Origin of the sequence: Bacteroides sp. 44_46 (assembly GCF_001915465.1) — a bacterium.
Taxonomy (GTDB): Bacteria; Bacteroidota; Bacteroidia; order Bacteroidales; family Bacteroidaceae; genus Bacteroides; species Bacteroides clarus.
The window spans coordinates 26,109-43,091 of the sequence record NZ_MNQO01000010.1; the positions used below are offsets into that span (position 1 = coordinate 26,109).

Here is a 16,983-nt window from a genome sequence, read left to right on the forward strand (position 1 = left end):
TATGAAAAAGACGGTAGTCGAATATATCACCAATACGCTTGAAGATATTCCCAAGCAATCTCTTCAAACCAATAAAAGGCGTTTACATGCTTTTTTCTCAGAACAGGAAACAATAGAGAAGCGGGGGACACATTTTGTATTCAGGTATGCTTTCTATTCTGTTGAAAAATTACGAAGACCTACGAAACAAAGCCTCTTTAAAGAATATAAAATGTTGTGTTCTGACTTGAAAAGCACTCCTTCTGGGGAAATATCGGATATGGAATATAAAGATGTTGTATTATATGGTAATACTTCCTCTCCTGTAGTACAAGAACGATTGACTGAATATTTGGAACGGAATAATTCGTTAAAGATTCAATTGTCTTTTTGTGATGAAGAAACCTCAGAATGTAAAACAGGAGAAAATATTGCCTATGCAGAACTGCAGAAAGCATTGTTTTATTGTAAAAGGAAGAAGTATTTGCTTCTGTTCATTTCAGTTCGTGAGTTGATACAGGATATTCGCTTTTACGATCTGCTTAATGAATATCGTGTTGATTTCCGTTGTGTTGACTTTCCTTGGTTTTGCAGGGAGAATCTACAGTTGATAAAAGCAGTTATGTTATATGAGAAGCTATCTTCTTAAATAGTCCTTAAATAGCATATTGATCTGAATATTAGTATTATATGTTACATTTTATATTGAATTGCTATATGTAGGTCCCTAACTTCATACTATAAGATGAAGAACCCTACATTTTTCGTTGGTTAAGAAGAATACAGCGGTATATCTTAACCGACACTTTCATATCGGTTTGATTTCCGATATGCTTTTTTTACCCCATATATCAACTGTCTGTGAAGATCGTTGATATATTTCTTATAAAATAATTACATTTAAAAGAATAGAGGTTGTGTCAAAAATGCTGACACAACCTCTATTCTTTTATTAGCTTCGTGAAACTTGCAGCCCTTTGTCGGAAAGAGTCATATCAACAAAACGTGCTCGTGGATTAGGAGCATGCTCTGTCAGTATCCGTCGTATCTGTCCTGCGGCTTGCGGGTCTTTAGCTACCATATATAAATAACCGCCGCCGCCTGCACCGGGTAATTTATATCCTAATGTATAGTCTTTGATTGTCTCGATAATGGCTGCTACCGCCGGAGGGTTTGTGCCGCTGTCCAGCGCCTGGTTTTGTGCCCAGGTTTTATTAATCAGACCGGCGAAGTTCTCGAAATTACCACGTAGAATAGCCTCGCTCATGTCTGTTGCGTGTACTTTCATCTCGGCTAATAAGCTGAGGTGCGGACCGGAATTGAGGAACATGGAGCTGACGATTTCAGCTAATATTCCTTTCGCTGTACGGGTGATGCCTGTGTAGTAAAGCAAATGGCAGTCGCGATAGTCGGGATGGGTGAATAGTTGGTCGGGCAGCCAGCGTACTAAAGGATTCTGTTCGAAACCGGCTTCGGACTGAAGCAACTTGACACCGGGAAAAACACCGCCATATTGATCCTGCCAACCACCGCCGGTGGTCAGCAACTGCTCTAATGCCAATGTATAACTGCAAATATCGTTTCTATCCCATGCCAGTCCGCAGAAATCATTGATAGCTCCGAGAACGGTGGAAGCCAGAATGGAACTGGTTCCTAACCCCGAACCCGCAGGAATTGCCGCTAATAAGGTAATTTCGAGTCCTGCGCCGAAGGCTTTCAGATGTTCTTCCAGCGAAGCGTAGTTCTCGGCGGAAAATTCCGGTGCAAATCCGGCTAAAGTAAGGGCCGCTTTGGGAATAGAGAAAGGAGAACCGACTTTCTTGTAGTCTTGCAGTTCTTCATAGTTTTCTATGATTTCCACAGCACCCATATCAATGGAGCGAAGTACGATGTGATACTCTTTACATGGTTTCACATATACTTGCAAGGGTGGCTGTCCGTTCAATTCGATAGCCAGGTTGACAACACTTCCTCCCGAATAGAGAGAGTAGGGAGGGGTATCTGTCCACCCTCCTGCCAGGTCGATGCGGACGGGGCTACGTCCCCATACAATCTGGTCCGAATATACATCGAGACGGGGCTGGTTCTTCCGGCTGGGCATAGCTCCCAATAATCCGTCGCGAAGAAGTTGGAATGCCGATTGTTCTTCTTCTTTATAGTTACTGTCGCCGTGTAGCTTCATGATACGTCCCCGTAGCATCCGGTTGTGGATTCTGACCATTGGCGCGGCGTCTTCTTTTAATATGTCAGGCGTGGCTAAATCAAAGCGGACAAATTCTTTGGCAGCATCCTGCAAATCGAGTTGATAGAATACACTCTTTTCGTAATTGTCGGCCAGCCCTTTCCAGTTGCTCCGGCGATAAGCGCTACGCTGCTCATACAGTCGTTTCAGATTCGCGCGTGCGGATATTTCATCGGCAGAGACTTTTTCTGCTTTTAGCCAAAGTTGTTTTCCTTCTTCCAGTTGGGGTTCGGAGATCATCCAACGTATCAATATACCCAAATCTTCTACGGAAGCTGTTACCGGGAAAATGGAAGCAGACTGTAAATCGTCCGTGCGTCCATTTATGTCTTCCCAAGTAAGGGCTCTTTCCTGCATCCACTGTGAAAAAGGGATATTGAGATATGTGGTCGTTTCATTTTTCAGTGCCCCTTTGAATACATCATCCAATCCGTAAGGACGTGCAACGAATGCGTTGTCGCCAAAAGGAACCACGTCAATACAGATACCGTCCGGCAGATTTATATTCCATTGATTTTCGGGAATACCTGTGATTATCTGGCGTGATCCGAGATGCCAGCCTTCCCCTACATGGCTGTTTTCAATCCATAGGTTAGCGTTATCTGCACAGAGGGAGACTTGTGTACTGGAGTTCTGGATAAAGATTGCCGGATTCGGTTTTACTTTCCGGTGCATGATCTTTCTTTGGTCACGTACCTTGTCCTGTATGGCTAGCGTAGAAGAAATCAGTTCATGACTTGTACCGAAATGGTAAAATTCGCCGCCGGGTAACGGTAATATGGCTACGGATAGTTGGTTGACTTCTTCATCTTCCGTCTTGGGATGTTCTCCCAAAGCCAGCCCATAGTCGGAATATAAGTCATAGTAATTGATGTCATTCGTTCCTTCCTTGAGCGAGCGCTTCATTAAGACCTCTACGGCACGGTCACTTAAAATCCAGATGCCGATGTCCATTAGGAAAAGGTGAGTCTTGGATAAACCTTCCAATTCTTCCAGAGAGGGCTTCTGTAACATGAAGTCGAGTACTTCAGGGCTTTCCCGGTCGGAGACAAAAACTCCGTGATGAGTGGCCAAAGAAGGATTTACCCATAAGCCGTAGCATACGACGTCCACATTGGGGATGTCCTGCAAAGGTTTTTCCGAACGGATATATACATCTCCACTGGCTATCAATGTATTCATGCCGGCCGGCGCTTGCTGCATGATTCTTTCGTATAACGGGAGTTGCAAAGACAGCAGGTTCTGTCCCAGTCTTTGTCCTCTTTCCCAACTGAAGATCGGGATAGGGGTCAGTATCTTACCGGAAGGTCCGTAACTGGGTAAGCGGCGGCTTTGTCCTCCTGCATGAAGTAATATCCTTTTTTCGCGTCCTATCCAATCATTGAAAGACTCTTGTGGGGCAAATGCCTGGTGGCAGGCTTGCAAGAGCCAGGTTGTTCCGCCTCCGGAGCCAAGCTTGCTGCCTATGGGATCGGATGTACAAAACCATTCGTTATGATTAACTTCTTCCAGTTCGTGAAAACAGTGGATCAGGTTTGGGGGTAAAGATAATAACTTTTGCATGATAGAATCGTCGTTTGTTGGTTAGAATTTCTATAAATCAAGTCCATCCCAAGCTTCACAGAGCGCTTGCATGGACGGTAGTAATAAATCGGCTCCGGAGTCCAGCAATACCTGTCCGTCCAGAGGTCCCGTGTTCACAGCGATTGTGAAAATGCCGGCTTTGTGTCCGGCTTCCACCCCGAGAGGTGCGTTCTCCACTACCACCGCTTCATCGGCTTTCAGACCACCTTTTTTCAGGGCCATAAGATACGGTTCCGGGTTTGGTTTTCCGTATTTGACATCGAATGCCGTAACCATTAGTTCTTTGTGAAACATTCCCGGAAAGTTATGCTCCAACCGTTCGAGTAATGAAAGTTGTCCGGAACCTGTTACCACCATTGGAGTGAGTCCTTCACCTTTTACTTTTTGCAACAGTTCCCATGCGCCGGGCATACGTTCAGCTTCTGCATACGAGTTGAATAAGACACTTTTCTCCTGATATATACTTTCTATTTCTTCCTGCGTGGCCTCCCTTCCCAGTTCACGCTGAAATACGATATTAATAGTGGCAGCCCCTGTCCGTCCTTCGTGCATATAGGCTTCTTCACGGCTAAGAGTAAGCCCGTGTGATTTCATCACCTTATGCCAGGCTTCGGAATGATAGGGCATGGAATTAAAAAGCACGCCGTCCATATCGAACAGGACGGCTTTCAGTTTTTTCTTCATACTTTATAAATAGTGAACCATTATCTGTTTAGAGTTTAATCTTCTTATTTCGAAACATATACGAGGCAAAGATAACTATAAAAAATGAGAGATAAGACAAAACGGACGGATAGTTTCAAGCGGGCTCTTTGAGCAATAAAGTATCCAATTATTTGTCATTTAGGAGATTATGTGTATTTTTGTAGCATTATAAACTCAATGATAGCATGAAAAAGAGAGTATTATTGTTGCTACCTTTGTTTTTAGGTGCTTGTTCCGATAGTGGGGAGAGTCCTGTTATCACGATAGAAAGACTGTATGTAAATACTGATCCGGACAGTGAGGATTCTAAAGGGGAAGACTATACTAATCAGAAAGATAATCTGCCGGCTTTAAAGGTAGGGGATAAGGTGAATGCTTTTTTGCTCTTGGATGGGAATGGAGCTGAACTTAAAACCTTTAAACTTCAGAATGACGAAGCGGTGAAAGCCGAACTTCGTTATGAAAAAGCCGAAGTCTCTACCGAAGGAAACCTGACGGATGAGGAAAAAGGTCAGTTACGTTTTAAGGACGGTGTGACGCAAACCAGGGTCATGGTGAAAGCTACTATTGAACATGTAGATAAGAACGGTGATGTGAAGTTGGCTTTCTATCTTTCCTCCAAGGCTGAATGCGAAGGCGCACAAGAGGAAATCGGCTTGAAAACCAAAGAGGTAGAGGAGGAAGATTAAGAACGGAATGTCGATAGACAACATAAAAAAGAAGCGGTCTTATTAAGACCGCTTCTTTTTTATGTATAGATTCTATTACAATCTTGATTGGATCGCTTTGGATTCTTCCTCGTAACCCGGTTTGTTCAGCAACGCAAACATGTTCTTCTTGTATGCTTCTACACCCGGCTGGTTGAAAGGATTCACGCCCAGCAGATAACCGCTGATACCGCAAGCCTTTTCGAAGAAATAAAGCAGGCTACCGATATTGTATTCGCTCAATGAAGGAAGAACAATACGCATATTAGGTACGCCACCGTCTACGTGAGCCAATTGAGTTCCCAGTTCCGCCATTTTGTTCACTTCATCCACACGTTTGCCGGCTAGGAAATTCAGACCATCCAGATTGGCTTCGTCAGAAGGAACTTCCAGTTTATGGTCTACCTTATCCAGTGAGATGACAGTTTCGAAGATAGAACGTTCACCTTCCTGAATCCATTGTCCCATAGAGTGAAGGTCGGTAGAGAAGTCTACTGATGCGGGGAAAATACCTTTGTTGTCCTTACCTTCTGATTCTCCGTAAAGCTGTTTCCACCATTCGCTTACATAATGCAGTTTCGGACAGAAGTTGACGAGGATTTCGGTCTTCTTTCCGTTTCTGTACAGTTCATTACGGGTAGCAGCATAGATAGCAGCAGGGTTTTCTGCAAACGGAACGTCTGCGCCACATGCTTTTTCCATGTCGGCAGCACCGGCAACCAGTTGCTCAATGTCGAACCCGGCAACAGCAATCGGCAGCAAACCGACCGGAGTCAGTACAGAGAAACGTCCGCCTACATTATCGGGGATGATGAATGTTTTGTAACCTTCCTTGTCGGCAGTAACACGTGCTGCACCTTTCTTGGCGTCTGTTACAGCTACGATTACCTGTTTTGCAGTTTCTTTGCCGCGTTGGTCTTCGCATTGTTTCTTCAACAGGCGGAAGGCAAGCGCAGTTTCGGTAGTAGTTCCCGATTTGGAGATATTGATAACACCGAATTTCTTGTCTTTCAGATACTCAGTCAGTTCGAATAGATAATCTTCGCTGATATTGTGTCCGGCATAAATCATGATCGGAGCTGTCTTTTTTTCCTGCAACCAAGTGAAGCTATTAGATAACGCCTCGATTACGGCACGTGCGCCCAGATAGCTACCGCCGATACCTGCAATGATCACTACTTCACAGTTGTCTCTCAATACCTTTGCGGTAGCGTTCAAGTCAGCCAAGTGTTCTTTGCTGATAGAAGAAGGCAAGTGCAGCCAGCCTAAAAAGTCGTTCCCTTTTCCAGTTCCTTTTTCCAGCATTTCCTGTGCGGCTTTTACCTCTGCTTCGTAGGCAGAAACCTTTTCTTTGGAGATAAATCCAAAAGTCTTTTCAATGTTCAAGCTAATCATATCTTTCTTGTTTAAAGGTTATCTAAAAGAATCAGTTAGTAATTTAATCTCGATCATAGGCGAGATACGTTCGTATAGAATGTTGTACACAGCGTCCAGTATCGGCATATTGACATGATGATGCTTGTTGATTTCCTTGATACACTTCGTACCGTAGTAACCTTCAGCGATCATTTCCATTTCAATCTGTGCGCTCTTTACGGAATATCCCTTACCGATCATTGTGCCGAATGTCCGGTTACGGCTGAAATTCGAATAGCCGGTCACCAGCAAGTCACCCAGATAAACAGATTCATCTACGTTTCTGTTCAACGGATGTACCGTATTCAGGAAACGGTTCATCTCCTGGATAGCGTTGGAAATCAGTACGGCCTGAAAGTTGTCGCCGTATTTCAGTCCGCTGCAAATACCGGCGGCGATAGCATATACGTTTTTGAGTACCGAACTGTACTCGATACCTGATACGTCGTCACTAACAGATGTTTTGATAAAGCTGCTTCCCAGTCGGCGCGCGAAGATACGTGCTTTGTCTTTGTCCGGGCAGGCGATGGTCAGATAAGAAAGGCGTTCCAAAGCTACTTCTTCTGCGTGGCAGGGACCTGCCAGTACAGCGATATTTTCGGGAGGAACACCGTATTCCTTGGTAAAGTATTCTGATACGATAACGTTGTCGTCGGGTACGATTCCTTTGATAGCGGTGATGATGAACTTATCCTTTATCTTGGTTTTCAGCTTTTTCAGGTGAGCTTTCAGATAAGGGGAAGGAGTGACGAAAATCAGCGTATCCGATTCTTTCACAACATCGTTGATGTTGGAACTGAAAGAGATACGCTTGGTATCGAATTTCACTCCTGTCAGATAAGCCGGATTGTGCCCCAATCTCTTGAAATCAGCGATGCGGTCATCGCGTCGCATATACCAATTGATAGAGTCTTCTTGAGCCAGACACATCTTCGCAATAGCTGTGGCCCAACTTCCACCGCCCATTATCGCTATCTTACCGGGTAATTTCATTTGTATGGATTTGGATGAAGAACTTATTTAATTTTCTGTATCCAATCAGTTACGTCGTTTACCGACGGGTTGGCCAGTTCTAATTTGTATTTCTTATTGATGCCGCAGATGTCCTGGTGTAGCTTCTGCGCATTGACATCTTTCATGTCTTCTACGGTGTTGTAGCCGGCTTTCTGAATAACAGGCACCCAGTCTTCTGCGATACCCAGTTCCATATATTTGGCGGCTGCGTCTTTCTTCACCACCTTTTCCGGGCGCATTTGCGGGAAGAATAACACTTCCTGAATGGTAGTCTGACCGGTCATTAACATAACCAGACGGTCGATACCGATGCCGATACCCGATGTAGGAGGCATACCATATTGTAAAGAACGCAGGAAGTCCTGGTCGATAATCATTGCTTCATCGTCACCCTTGTCAGCCAGACGCATCTGTTCTTTGAAGCGTTCTTCCTGGTCGATCGGGTCGTTCAATTCCGAGTAGGCGTTGGCAAGTTCCTTGCCGTTTACCATTAATTCGAAACGTTCGGTCAGTCCCGGTTTGGAACGGTGCATCTTGGTCAGCGGAGACATTTCAACCGGATAATCGGTGATGAAAGTCGGCTGGATATAAGTACCTTCGCAGAATTCGCCGAAGATTTCGTCAATCAACTTGCCCTTACCCATTGTGTCGTCGATTTCCTCCATTTTCAGTTCCTTGCAGACTTGGCGGATTTCTTCTTCGCTCTTGCCGTTCAGGTCGTAACCGGTCTTTTCCTTGATAGCGTCGAGGATAGGCAGACGGCGGTAAGGAGCTTTGAAGCTGATAGTCTTTCCGTCGACAACGCTTTCCGTACAGCCGTTTACAGCGATACAGATACGTTCCAGCAATTTCTCGGTGAAGTTCATCATCCAGTTGTAATCCTTGTACTGAACATAGAGTTCCATGCAGGTAAATTCCGGATTGTGGGTCTTGTCCATGCCCTCGTTACGGAAGTTCTTGCCGATTTCATATACACCTTCAAAACCACCTACAATCAGTCGCTTCAGATAAAGTTCCGTTGCGATGCGCAGGTAAAGGTCTATATCCAGCGAGTTATGGTGCGTGATGAACGGGCGGGCGCTTGCTCCACCGGCAATAGATTGCAGGATAGGCGTTTCCACTTCAGTGTATCCGGCTTCATCGAGAGCGTTACGCAGTGTTTTCACTACGGTGGCACGCTTCAGGAATGTCTCTTTCACACCGTCGTTTACCACCAGGTCTACATAACGTTGGCGATAACGGAGTTCGGGATCTTCAAAAGAGTCGTAAGCTACGCCGTCCTTGTATTTTACGATAGGAAGCGGTTTGATAGATTTTGCAAGTACGGTCAACTTCTTTGCGTGAATACTGATTTCGCCCATTTGGGTGCGGAATACAAAGCCCTCGATACCGATAAAGTCACCTAAGTCGAGCAGGCGTTTGAATACAGCGTTGTACAGTTCCTTGTCTTCTCCCGGACAGATGTCGTCACGGGTGATGTACACCTGGATGCGACCTTTAGAGTCCTGTAATTCGATAAAAGAAGCTTTACCCATTACGCGGCGGCTCATGATACGTCCGGCTACAGAAACCTGGCGCGGCTCGTCCTCGTCCTTGAATTCAGCTTTAATATCTGTAGAGAAAGCATTGGTTACATACTCTGCTGCAGGGTATGGGTCGATACCCATTGCACGAAGCTCATTCAGGCTGTTGCGTCGAATGATTTCCTGTTCACTTAGTTCTAGTATATTCATTTCGTTACGTATTAACTCAATTTTGTGGGCAAAAATACGAAACTTTTCTCATATATCCCGTAATCTGTCTCTTTTTTGTATCTTTGCGCCCTCAAACTAATAGGTATGACAGGACAAAAGACACCCACTGCGTTGGGAACGGAAAAGATCGGGAAGCTTTTAATGCAGTATGCCATTCCGGCAATTATCGCCATGACGGCGTCTTCTCTATATAATATGGTGGACAGTATTTTCATCGGTCACGGGGTAGGGGCAATGGCTATCTCCGGATTGGCGCTGACCTTTCCGCTGATGAATCTCGCTGCCGCTTTCGGCTCGCTGGTCGGTGTGGGAGCGGCTACATTGGTTTCGGTGAAACTGGGACAAAAAGATTACGACACCGCACAACGGGTACTCGGCAATGTGCTGGTACTGAATATTATCATCGGACTTGCCTTTACGGTTGTCACACTGATATTTCTCGACCCTATTCTTTATTTCTTCGGTGGTAGTGACGCCACGGTAGGCTATGCCCGTGATTATATGGTCGTTATCTTATTGGGTAACGTCGTCACCCACCTTTATTTAGGTCTGAATGCCGTACTCCGTTCGGCGGGGCATCCGCAGAAAGCGATGGTTGCCACGATTGCCACGGTGGTGATTAATACGATACTCGACCCTGTTTTTATCTATGGCTTCGGCTGGGGAATACAAGGGGCGGCAATCGCTACCATTACCGCACAGGTCATCGCATTGGCATGGCAGTTCAAGCTATTCTCTAACAAAGAAGAACTGCTGCACTTCCATAAAGGAATTTTCCGGTTGAAGAAGAAAATCGTAGTCGATTCTTTAGCAATCGGTATGGCGCCTTTCCTTATGAATCTGGCAGCCTGTTTCATCGTTATTCTTATCAATCAAGGTTTGCAGCATCACGGTGGTGACTTGGCTATCGGAGCGTTCGGTATTGTCAACCGATTGGTATTCCTCTTTGTCATGATTGTAATGGGACTGAACCAGGGTATGCAGCCGATCGCCGGTTACAACTATGGAGCCAAGCAATATCCGCGTGTGACAAAAGTCTTGAAAATAACTATTTATGCAGCAACCATTGTTACCACTACAGGCTTCCTGATGGGAATGTTTATTCCCCGGCTAGCAGTCTCGATTTTTACGACACACGAAGAACTGGTACGCATTTCTGCCAAAGGGCTGCGTATTGTTGTGATGTTCTTTCCTATTGTGGGTTTCCAAATGGTGACTTCCAACTTCTTCCAGAGTATCGGCATGGCGAGCAAGGCGATATTTTTGTCTGTCTCCCGCCAGGTTCTTATCCTGATACCTTGTCTGCTGATTCTTCCACAGTTCTACGGACAACTGGGAGTCTGGATAAGTATGCCGATTTCCGATCTTATAGCAAGCTTGATTGCCGGGACAATGCTTTGGTGGCAGTTCAAGCAATTCAGGAAAGTGTCTGTCTGACGGGCTTGTTGCGATACTCCTTGGGAGAGATGCCGACATACACCCTTCACTCATAGATGTATCTTCCGGAGTTATTATAACATAATTGAATGGCATCAGTGGCTCCATGTATCTTTTCGTTTCAAATGGGTTTCACTGCAAATTAACAAACAAATAGCTACAAATAACAAACTATTCCGGCTTTTTATCTCCGATAACCTACAAATAGAACAATATTTCGTCTATATCAACCTTTCCCCACTTGTTTGCTTGGGATACTTTTGTAATAACTAAATAACAAATGAAAATATGAGACGATTAAACTTCTTATTGACAGGACTTCTTGCAGTTTTGCTGGCGTCATGCAATCAGCGTGTGCAGAATATAGAAAATAAGCCGGCAGTGAAGATTGATACCGTACTTTCTGCTGACAAACAGACTGCCTTGCAGTTTCCCGGACGGGTGAAAGCGGCTCAGGACATAAGCCTGGCATTCCGGGTGAGCGGAACTATCCAGCGTATGTATGTGAATGACGGTGCTTATGTGCGCAAAGGACAACTGCTTGCCGAACTTGATCCTACAGATTATCAGATTCAACTGGATGCGGCGGAAGCCGAATACCAGCGTGTCAAGGCGGAAGCGGAGCGCGTAATGGCTCTTTATAAGGAAAATGTAACCACTCCCGACGCAAACGACAAAGCCGTGTACGGACTGAGGCAGATTACCGCCAAATACAACCATGCTAAGGACCAGTTGGAATATACCCGCCTGTATGCCCCTTTCAGCGGATATGTACAGAAACGCCTTTTCGACTCCCATGAGACGGTGGCTGCCGGAATGCCTGTCGTTTCCGTAATCAGCGAGGGAACGCTGGAAGTGGAGATTAATCTTCCGGCAGTGGAATATATCCGTCGCCGGCAGTTTACCCGCTATTATTGCACATTCGATGTATATCCGCAGCAGAGATATGTGCTGGATTTGATTAGCGTCACTCCCAAAGCGAATGCCAACCAGCTCTATACCATGCGCCTTCAATTGAAAAGCGGAGACAAGCAGGCGGTTCCTTCTCCTGGGATGAATACAATGGTCACTATCGAATGTGCCGAAGGGGAAATGCGTAACCTGTCCGTTCCCGGCGGAGCGATTCTCCGTCAGAACGGGAATACGGGTGTCTTTCTTTATAATCCGTCCGATAAAACGATTCGTCGTTGCGATGTGACCGTTACTCGCTTGCTTAGTGACGGCAGATGCCTTATAGTTTCGGACGAAGTGAAACCGGGTGACTTGATTGTTGTCTCGGGAGTGCATCATGTGAAAGATGGGCAACAGGTGGAACCTCTTCTTCCGGCTGCCGAAACGAATGTGGGAGGACTGCTATGATAGATATTAGTAAATGGGCATTTGAGAACAAGAAGTTAATCTACTTCCTGATTGCTGTACTGATTGTGGGCGGAGCTTATTCCAGCTACGAGATGAGTAAACTGGAAGACCCTGAAATAACGGTAAAGCTCGCCATGGTGGTTACTACCTATCCCGGTGCATCCGCGCATCAGGTGGAACTGGAAGTGACGGATGTACTCGAAAAGAATATCCGTTCTATGGGGAATATAGATAATGTGGAAAGCTATTCCTACAACGACCTCTCCCTGATTCAGGTAGAACTGAAAACGACTGTCAAGGAAACCGACGTGGAACAGTGCTGGGACTTGCTGCGCCGTAAAGTGGCGAACGCACAGGCGGAACTTCCTGAAGGTGCCAGCCCTTCTATCGTGAAAGATGATTTCGGTAATGTCTACGGAATGTTTTTTGCCTTGACGGGCGACGGACTTTCTGACAGGGAACTTTCCGACTATTCCGAATTAATCAAACGTGAAGTCAGCGAATTGGACGGTGTGGAACGCGTCGATTTATACGGCAACCGTCCGGAATGTATCAACATCTCCCTATTGCAAGACCGAATGGCCAACTTGGGTGTGAAACCTGCCGAAGTGCTTGCCACCCTGAACGGACAGAATAAAACAACCTATACCGGCTATTACGACAACGGTGACAGCCGTATCCGGGTCACGGTCAGCGATAAATTCAAGACGGTGGAAGACATCGGACGTATGCTGATTCAGGGACACGATGCCGACCAGCTGCGTCTGAGCGACATCGCCCGCATTGAAAAAGACTACGAAGACCCCACCCGCAACGAATTGTTCTATGACCGTCAGCGTGCCATGGGAATCATGGTTGCCGCCTCTCCCGATGCCGATATTATCAAAGTCGGCAAACGGGTGGAGCAGAAACTTGAACAACTGAAAGCCGAACGCCTGCCGGCAGGAATGGAATGCCACAAGGTATTCTATCAGCCCGAACGTGTCGGAAGTTCTTTGGGGACATTTATCCTGAATCTGATAGAATCCGTGATTATTGTAGTTGTCATCCTGATGATTGCAATGGGATTCAAGAGCGGGGTGATTATCGGTATCAGTCTGGTAGTGACAGTGTTCGGCACTTTCCTGTTTTTGTATTTTATGGACGGCACGATGCAGCGTGTATCTTTGGCATCCTTTGTACTTGCCATGGGAATGTTGGTGGATAATGCGATTGTCATTATAGACGGTATTCTGGTCGATTTGAAAGCCGGAAAGAGCCGCATGGAAGCCATGACCGCTATCGGGCGGCAGACGGCAATGCCTCTGCTCGGCGCTACCCTGATTGCTATTATCGCTTTCCTTCCTATATTCATGTCTCCCGATACGGCAGGAGTCTACACGCGCGACTTGTTTATTGTGTTGGCGGTCTCCCTGCTGCTTAGTTGGGTACTCGCCTTGGTGCACGTCCCGTTAATGGCGAACCGGATTCTGCATCCGGACGTATCCGCAGCTACTGCCACTACCGGAAAGCGGGTGTACGAAGGAAAAATATATGCAGTGCTGCGTTCATTATTGAGATTTAGCCTGGCACATCGCTGGAGCTTTGTCTTTGCCATGATTGCCTTGGTGGTACTTTCGGGGTTTAGTTACCGGTTTATGAAGCAGGGTTTCTTCCCGGATATGGTCTACGACCAGCTATACATGGAATATAAACTTCCCGAAGGCATTAATTCCACACGGGTGGCACGCGACTTGGAAGAGATAGAGGCTTACTTGAAGAAACGTCCTGAAATCACGCACGTCACCACTTCTATCGGCGGGACGCCTGCCCGTTACAACTTGGTACGTAATATAGCCAACCCTTCTTTATCTTACGGTGAACTGATAATCGACTTTACTTCGCCCGATGCACTGGTCGACAACATGGCAGAGATTCAACAGTATCTTTCTTCCCATTATCCGGATGCCTATGTGAAGTTGAACCGCTATAACCTGATGTTCAAGAAATATCCTATCGAAGCGCAATTTACCGGTCCCGACCCTGCCGTGCTACATCAACTGGCAGACAGTGCCCGGAAAATCATGGAAAATTGCCCGGACGTCTGTCTGATTACCACCGACTGGGAACCGCAGGTTCCCGTCCTGACGATTGAATACGATCAGCCTACGGCACGTGCTATCGGACTGAGCCGAAATGACGTGAGTCTTTCCCTGCTCACGGCTACGAGTGGTATCCCGATTGGTTCTTTCTACGAAGGAATTCATAAGGATAACATCTACTTGCGCTGTCTTGACGAACATGGAAAACCTATTGAGAATCTGGATAACACGCAGATATTTTCTTCCCTTCCTTCCCTCAACGGCTTGTTGACACAGGAGATGATGATGAAGCTGAAAACGGGAACACTCTCTAAAGAGGAACTTGTGGAAACTTTAATGGGAACTACTCCGCTGAAACAAATCAGTAAGCGGATAGACGTGAAATGGGAAGACCCGGTTGTCCCCCGCTATAACGGGCAACGTAGCCAGCGCGTGCAATGTTCCCCTGTTCCGGGCGTGGAAACGGAGAAAGCCCGGCAGTCTATTGCCGGGCAGATTGAACGGATTCCGCTTCCCGACGGCTACAAGCTGCAATGGCAAGGCGAAAGAAATGCCAGCACGAAATCCATGCAGTATTTGTTCAAGAACTTCCCGTTTGCTATCATCCTGATGATTTCTATCTTGATTATGCTGTTCAAGGATTATCGGAAGCCGGTTATCATCTTCTGCACGATTCCTTTGGTATTTGTCGGTGTGGTAGCTGTAATGCTGCTGACCGGAAAGATGTTCAACTTTGTTGCTATCGTCGGTACACTGGGACTTATCGGTATGATTATCAAAAACGGTATTGTGCTGATGGATGAAATTACCCTGCAAATCAGTCAGGGAGTGGAACCGGTAACGGCACTGATAGATAGTTCGCAGAGCCGTCTCCGTCCTGTGATGATGGCATCGCTCACTACCATTCTGGGAATGATTCCATTGTTGCCGGATGCCATGTTCGGTTCATTGGCGGCTTCCATTATGGGCGGACTGTTGTTCGGTACGCTGATTACTTTATTGTTTATTCCTATTTTGTATGCACTATTCTTTCATATAAAAAAGACAGACAAATGAAAAAAGAGATTCTTTCAGCCATTGGAATAATAGCGGGCATATTGTTCGGCACAACGCTTTCTCTTTCCGCACAAGAGAAACTAAGCCTGAAACAATGCCGCGAAATGGCGTTGAAATACAATAAGGAAATGGCTGCTGCCGACCGGCAGACAGAAGCAGCACGGTTGATGTCCCTCAGCTATAAAGCCAATTTTTTCCCGAATTTTACCGCCAACGGAACAGGGATTTACAGCACTGCCGATGGAAGTCTCGGCATTCCGGGCGGTAATCTCCCTGTTTTCATGCCCAACCCCACTACGGGAGAACTGGTATCCAGCGGTTTCGCCTATTTCCCCGGGTTGAACCTGGATTATAAAGTAGGAACCGTTTATTCCGGCGGCATACAAATGGAACAGCCTCTCTATATGGGCGGCAAAATTCGTGCGGCCTATAAAATGTCTTTGCTGGGTAAAGAGATGGCTCACCTGAACGAAGCGCTGACTACCTCGGAAGTTCTTCTGAATACGGACAAAGCTTACGTCCAACTAGTGAAAGCCAAAGAAATGAAGAAAGTGGCCGAGAAATATCACGCTTTATTGACGGAACTGTCCCGGAACGTGAAAAGTGCCCACCAACATGGCATGAAACCTCAGAATGACGTATTGAAAGTGCAAGTGAAGCTCAACGACAGCGAACTTTCTTTGCGTAAGGCAGACAATGCCCTTCGCCTTGCTTCCATGAATCTTTGCCATTACATCGGACGTCCTTTGACAACGCAAATTGATATTTCCGATGACTTCCCCGAAGTGGAACAGGAGTGGAAAATCCAGGTTTCCGATATTACCGCCCGTCCGGAATATGGAATACTGAACAAACAAGTTGCTATCGCTGAGCAGGAAGTGAAGCTGAACCGTAGTGAATTGCTCCCTCGTATCGGCGTCAGAGGCAGCTACGACTATCTTCACGGGCTGGAAATCAACGACGAAACATTTATGAAAAAAGGAGCTTTCTCCGTCTTTTTGAATGTCTCCGTCCCCCTGTTTCATTTTGGTGAACGTGCCAATAAGGTAAAATCCGCCAAAGCGAAACTCGAACAAACCCGTCTTGAACAAGAAAATGCCAGTGAAAAGATGTTGCTGGAATTAATGCAGGCAACCAATAACTTGGATGAGGCGCGTCTTGAAACGGAACTTTCCGATCGTTCACTGGAACAGGCGGAAGAAAATATGAAAGTCAGTGGCAAACAGTATGAGGTCGGACTGGAAACTCTCTCGGATTATTTGGAAGCGCAAATGCTCTGGCAACAGGCTTACCAGACACGTGTAGACGCTCATTTCCAATTGTATGTGAATTATATTGCTTATCTGAAAGCGGCGGGGCAACTGCATCCGACCGACTAATTGCTTCCTTCGAAAAAAGATAGTGTTTTTCTCAAAGTATTCTCATCACGGTGAGAACTTTTTCTCATAGTAATGAGTATTTATTCTCACTATGGTGAGAATAACCCTTTGTCAGAACATACCGGAACAGCGATTTACCAGTCGTATTTATCAATATACCGGTCAAATTCGGGTTTGGTTTTAATACCATGTTTCAAAAAGATAGCCGCAATCTGTTCTTGCTCGCAAGGATGCAGCAAGCGTTCTTTGTTGCGGATACGGTAATACATA

12 protein-coding genes are annotated in these 16,983 nt (G+C 46.0%); 6 read left to right on the top strand and 6 right to left on the bottom strand.

The genetic code is table 11. The features are described 5' to 3' along the window. Nucleotide 1: 1 nt before the first annotated feature. Nucleotides 2-628 (top strand): hypothetical protein, encoded by a 627-nt coding sequence (locus BHV73_RS04795; RefSeq protein WP_258908787.1) that lies wholly within the window; start codon nucleotides 2-4, stop codon nucleotides 626-628. Between the two features lie 303 nt (nucleotides 629-931). On the opposite strand, the gene BHV73_RS04800 is transcribed toward BHV73_RS04795, so the two are convergent. Further along, nucleotides 932-3,784 carry a bifunctional fucokinase/fucose-1-phosphate guanylyltransferase gene (locus BHV73_RS04800; RefSeq protein ID WP_286737042.1) on the bottom strand — a complete coding sequence of 951 codons (2,853 nt, stop codon included), beginning with the start codon at nucleotides 3,782-3,784 and terminating at the stop codon, nucleotides 932-934. A 30-nt stretch (nucleotides 3,785-3,814) separates the two neighbouring features. Then, nucleotides 3,815-4,489 (bottom strand): inorganic diphosphatase, encoded by a 675-nt coding sequence (locus tag BHV73_RS04805; RefSeq protein ID WP_005678810.1) that lies wholly within the window; start codon nucleotides 4,487-4,489, stop codon nucleotides 3,815-3,817. Between the two features lie 206 nt (nucleotides 4,490-4,695). On the opposite strand from BHV73_RS04805, the gene BHV73_RS04810 reads away from it, so the two are divergent. Further along, on the top strand, nucleotides 4,696-5,199 hold the full coding sequence (locus tag BHV73_RS04810) for a DUF5035 domain-containing protein (protein WP_122140604.1): 504 nt from the start codon (nucleotides 4,696-4,698) through the stop codon (nucleotides 5,197-5,199). Between the two features lie 75 nt (nucleotides 5,200-5,274). On the opposite strand, the gene BHV73_RS04815 is transcribed toward BHV73_RS04810, so the two are convergent. The 3 genes from BHV73_RS04815 to lysS are packed head-to-tail and all read right to left on the bottom strand — an operon-like array spanning nucleotide 5,275 to nucleotide 9,380. After that, nucleotides 5,275-6,612: a glucose-6-phosphate isomerase gene (locus BHV73_RS04815; protein WP_286737056.1), complete on the bottom strand. Its 1,338-nt coding sequence runs from the start codon at nucleotides 6,610-6,612 to the stop codon at nucleotides 5,275-5,277. 18 nt (nucleotides 6,613-6,630) lie between these two features. Continuing rightward, nucleotides 6,631-7,626 (bottom strand): NAD(P)H-dependent glycerol-3-phosphate dehydrogenase, encoded by a 996-nt coding sequence (locus BHV73_RS04820; protein ID WP_005678814.1) that lies wholly within the window; start codon nucleotides 7,624-7,626, stop codon nucleotides 6,631-6,633. Between the two features lie 23 nt (nucleotides 7,627-7,649). Next, nucleotides 7,650-9,380: a lysine--tRNA ligase gene (lysS, locus tag BHV73_RS04825; protein WP_005678816.1), complete on the bottom strand. Its 1,731-nt coding sequence runs from the start codon at nucleotides 9,378-9,380 to the stop codon at nucleotides 7,650-7,652. 105 nt (nucleotides 9,381-9,485) lie between these two features. Between lysS and BHV73_RS04830 the strand changes: the two genes are divergently transcribed. From BHV73_RS04830 to BHV73_RS04845, 4 genes are all read left to right on the top strand, one after another. After that, nucleotides 9,486-10,838 carry an MATE family efflux transporter gene (locus BHV73_RS04830; RefSeq protein ID WP_085959307.1) on the top strand — a complete coding sequence of 451 codons (1,353 nt, stop codon included), beginning with the start codon at nucleotides 9,486-9,488 and terminating at the stop codon, nucleotides 10,836-10,838. 288 nt (nucleotides 10,839-11,126) lie between these two features. Next, nucleotides 11,127-12,197, top strand: a complete 1,071-nt coding sequence (locus BHV73_RS04835) for an efflux RND transporter periplasmic adaptor subunit (RefSeq protein ID WP_286737060.1) — start codon at nucleotides 11,127-11,129, stop codon at nucleotides 12,195-12,197. Next, entirely contained in the window at nucleotides 12,194-15,334 is a 3,141-nt protein-coding gene (locus tag BHV73_RS04840; protein ID WP_286737061.1) for an efflux RND transporter permease subunit, read from the top strand. The genes BHV73_RS04835 and BHV73_RS04840 overlap by 4 nt, the downstream gene beginning before the upstream one ends. Continuing rightward, nucleotides 15,331-16,713: a TolC family protein gene (locus BHV73_RS04845; RefSeq protein WP_258974272.1), complete on the top strand. Its 1,383-nt coding sequence runs from the start codon at nucleotides 15,331-15,333 to the stop codon at nucleotides 16,711-16,713. Before BHV73_RS04840 ends, BHV73_RS04845 begins: the two co-directional genes overlap by 4 nt. Before the next feature lie 134 nt (nucleotides 16,714-16,847). Here BHV73_RS04845 and BHV73_RS04850 read toward each other — a convergent pair. Then, the coding region (locus tag BHV73_RS04850) for a DUF6078 family protein (protein ID WP_022042868.1) at nucleotides 16,848-16,983 on the bottom strand (136 nt) is incomplete at its 5' end.

What these genes read in the sequence shown, in the direction of transcription:
- BHV73_RS04815 (WP_286737056.1), bottom strand. Translation starts at nt 6,612, where the DNA reads ATGATTAGCTTGAACATTGAAAAGACTTTTGGATTTATCTCCAAAGAA.
- BHV73_RS04835 (WP_286737060.1), top strand. Translation starts at nt 11,127, where the DNA reads ATGAGACGATTAAACTTCTTATTGACAGGACTTCTTGCAGTTTTGCTG.
- BHV73_RS04800 (WP_286737042.1), bottom strand. Translation starts at nt 3,784, where the DNA reads ATGCAAAAGTTATTATCTTTACCCCCAAACCTGATCCACTGTTTTCAC.
- BHV73_RS04845 (WP_258974272.1), top strand. Translation starts at nt 15,331, where the DNA reads ATGAAAAAAGAGATTCTTTCAGCCATTGGAATAATAGCGGGCATATTG.
- BHV73_RS04830 (WP_085959307.1), top strand. Translation starts at nt 9,486, where the DNA reads ATGACAGGACAAAAGACACCCACTGCGTTGGGAACGGAAAAGATCGGG.
- lysS (WP_005678816.1), bottom strand. Translation starts at nt 9,380, where the DNA reads ATGAATATACTAGAACTAAGTGAACAGGAAATCATTCGACGCAACAGC.
- BHV73_RS04820 (WP_005678814.1), bottom strand. Translation starts at nt 7,626, where the DNA reads ATGAAATTACCCGGTAAGATAGCGATAATGGGCGGTGGAAGTTGGGCC.
- BHV73_RS04840 (WP_286737061.1), top strand. Translation starts at nt 12,194, where the DNA reads ATGATAGATATTAGTAAATGGGCATTTGAGAACAAGAAGTTAATCTAC.
- BHV73_RS04795 (WP_258908787.1), top strand. Translation starts at nt 2, where the DNA reads ATGAAAAAGACGGTAGTCGAATATATCACCAATACGCTTGAAGATATT.
- BHV73_RS04810 (WP_122140604.1), top strand. Translation starts at nt 4,696, where the DNA reads ATGAAAAAGAGAGTATTATTGTTGCTACCTTTGTTTTTAGGTGCTTGT.
- BHV73_RS04805 (WP_005678810.1), bottom strand. Translation starts at nt 4,489, where the DNA reads ATGAAGAAAAAACTGAAAGCCGTCCTGTTCGATATGGACGGCGTGCTT.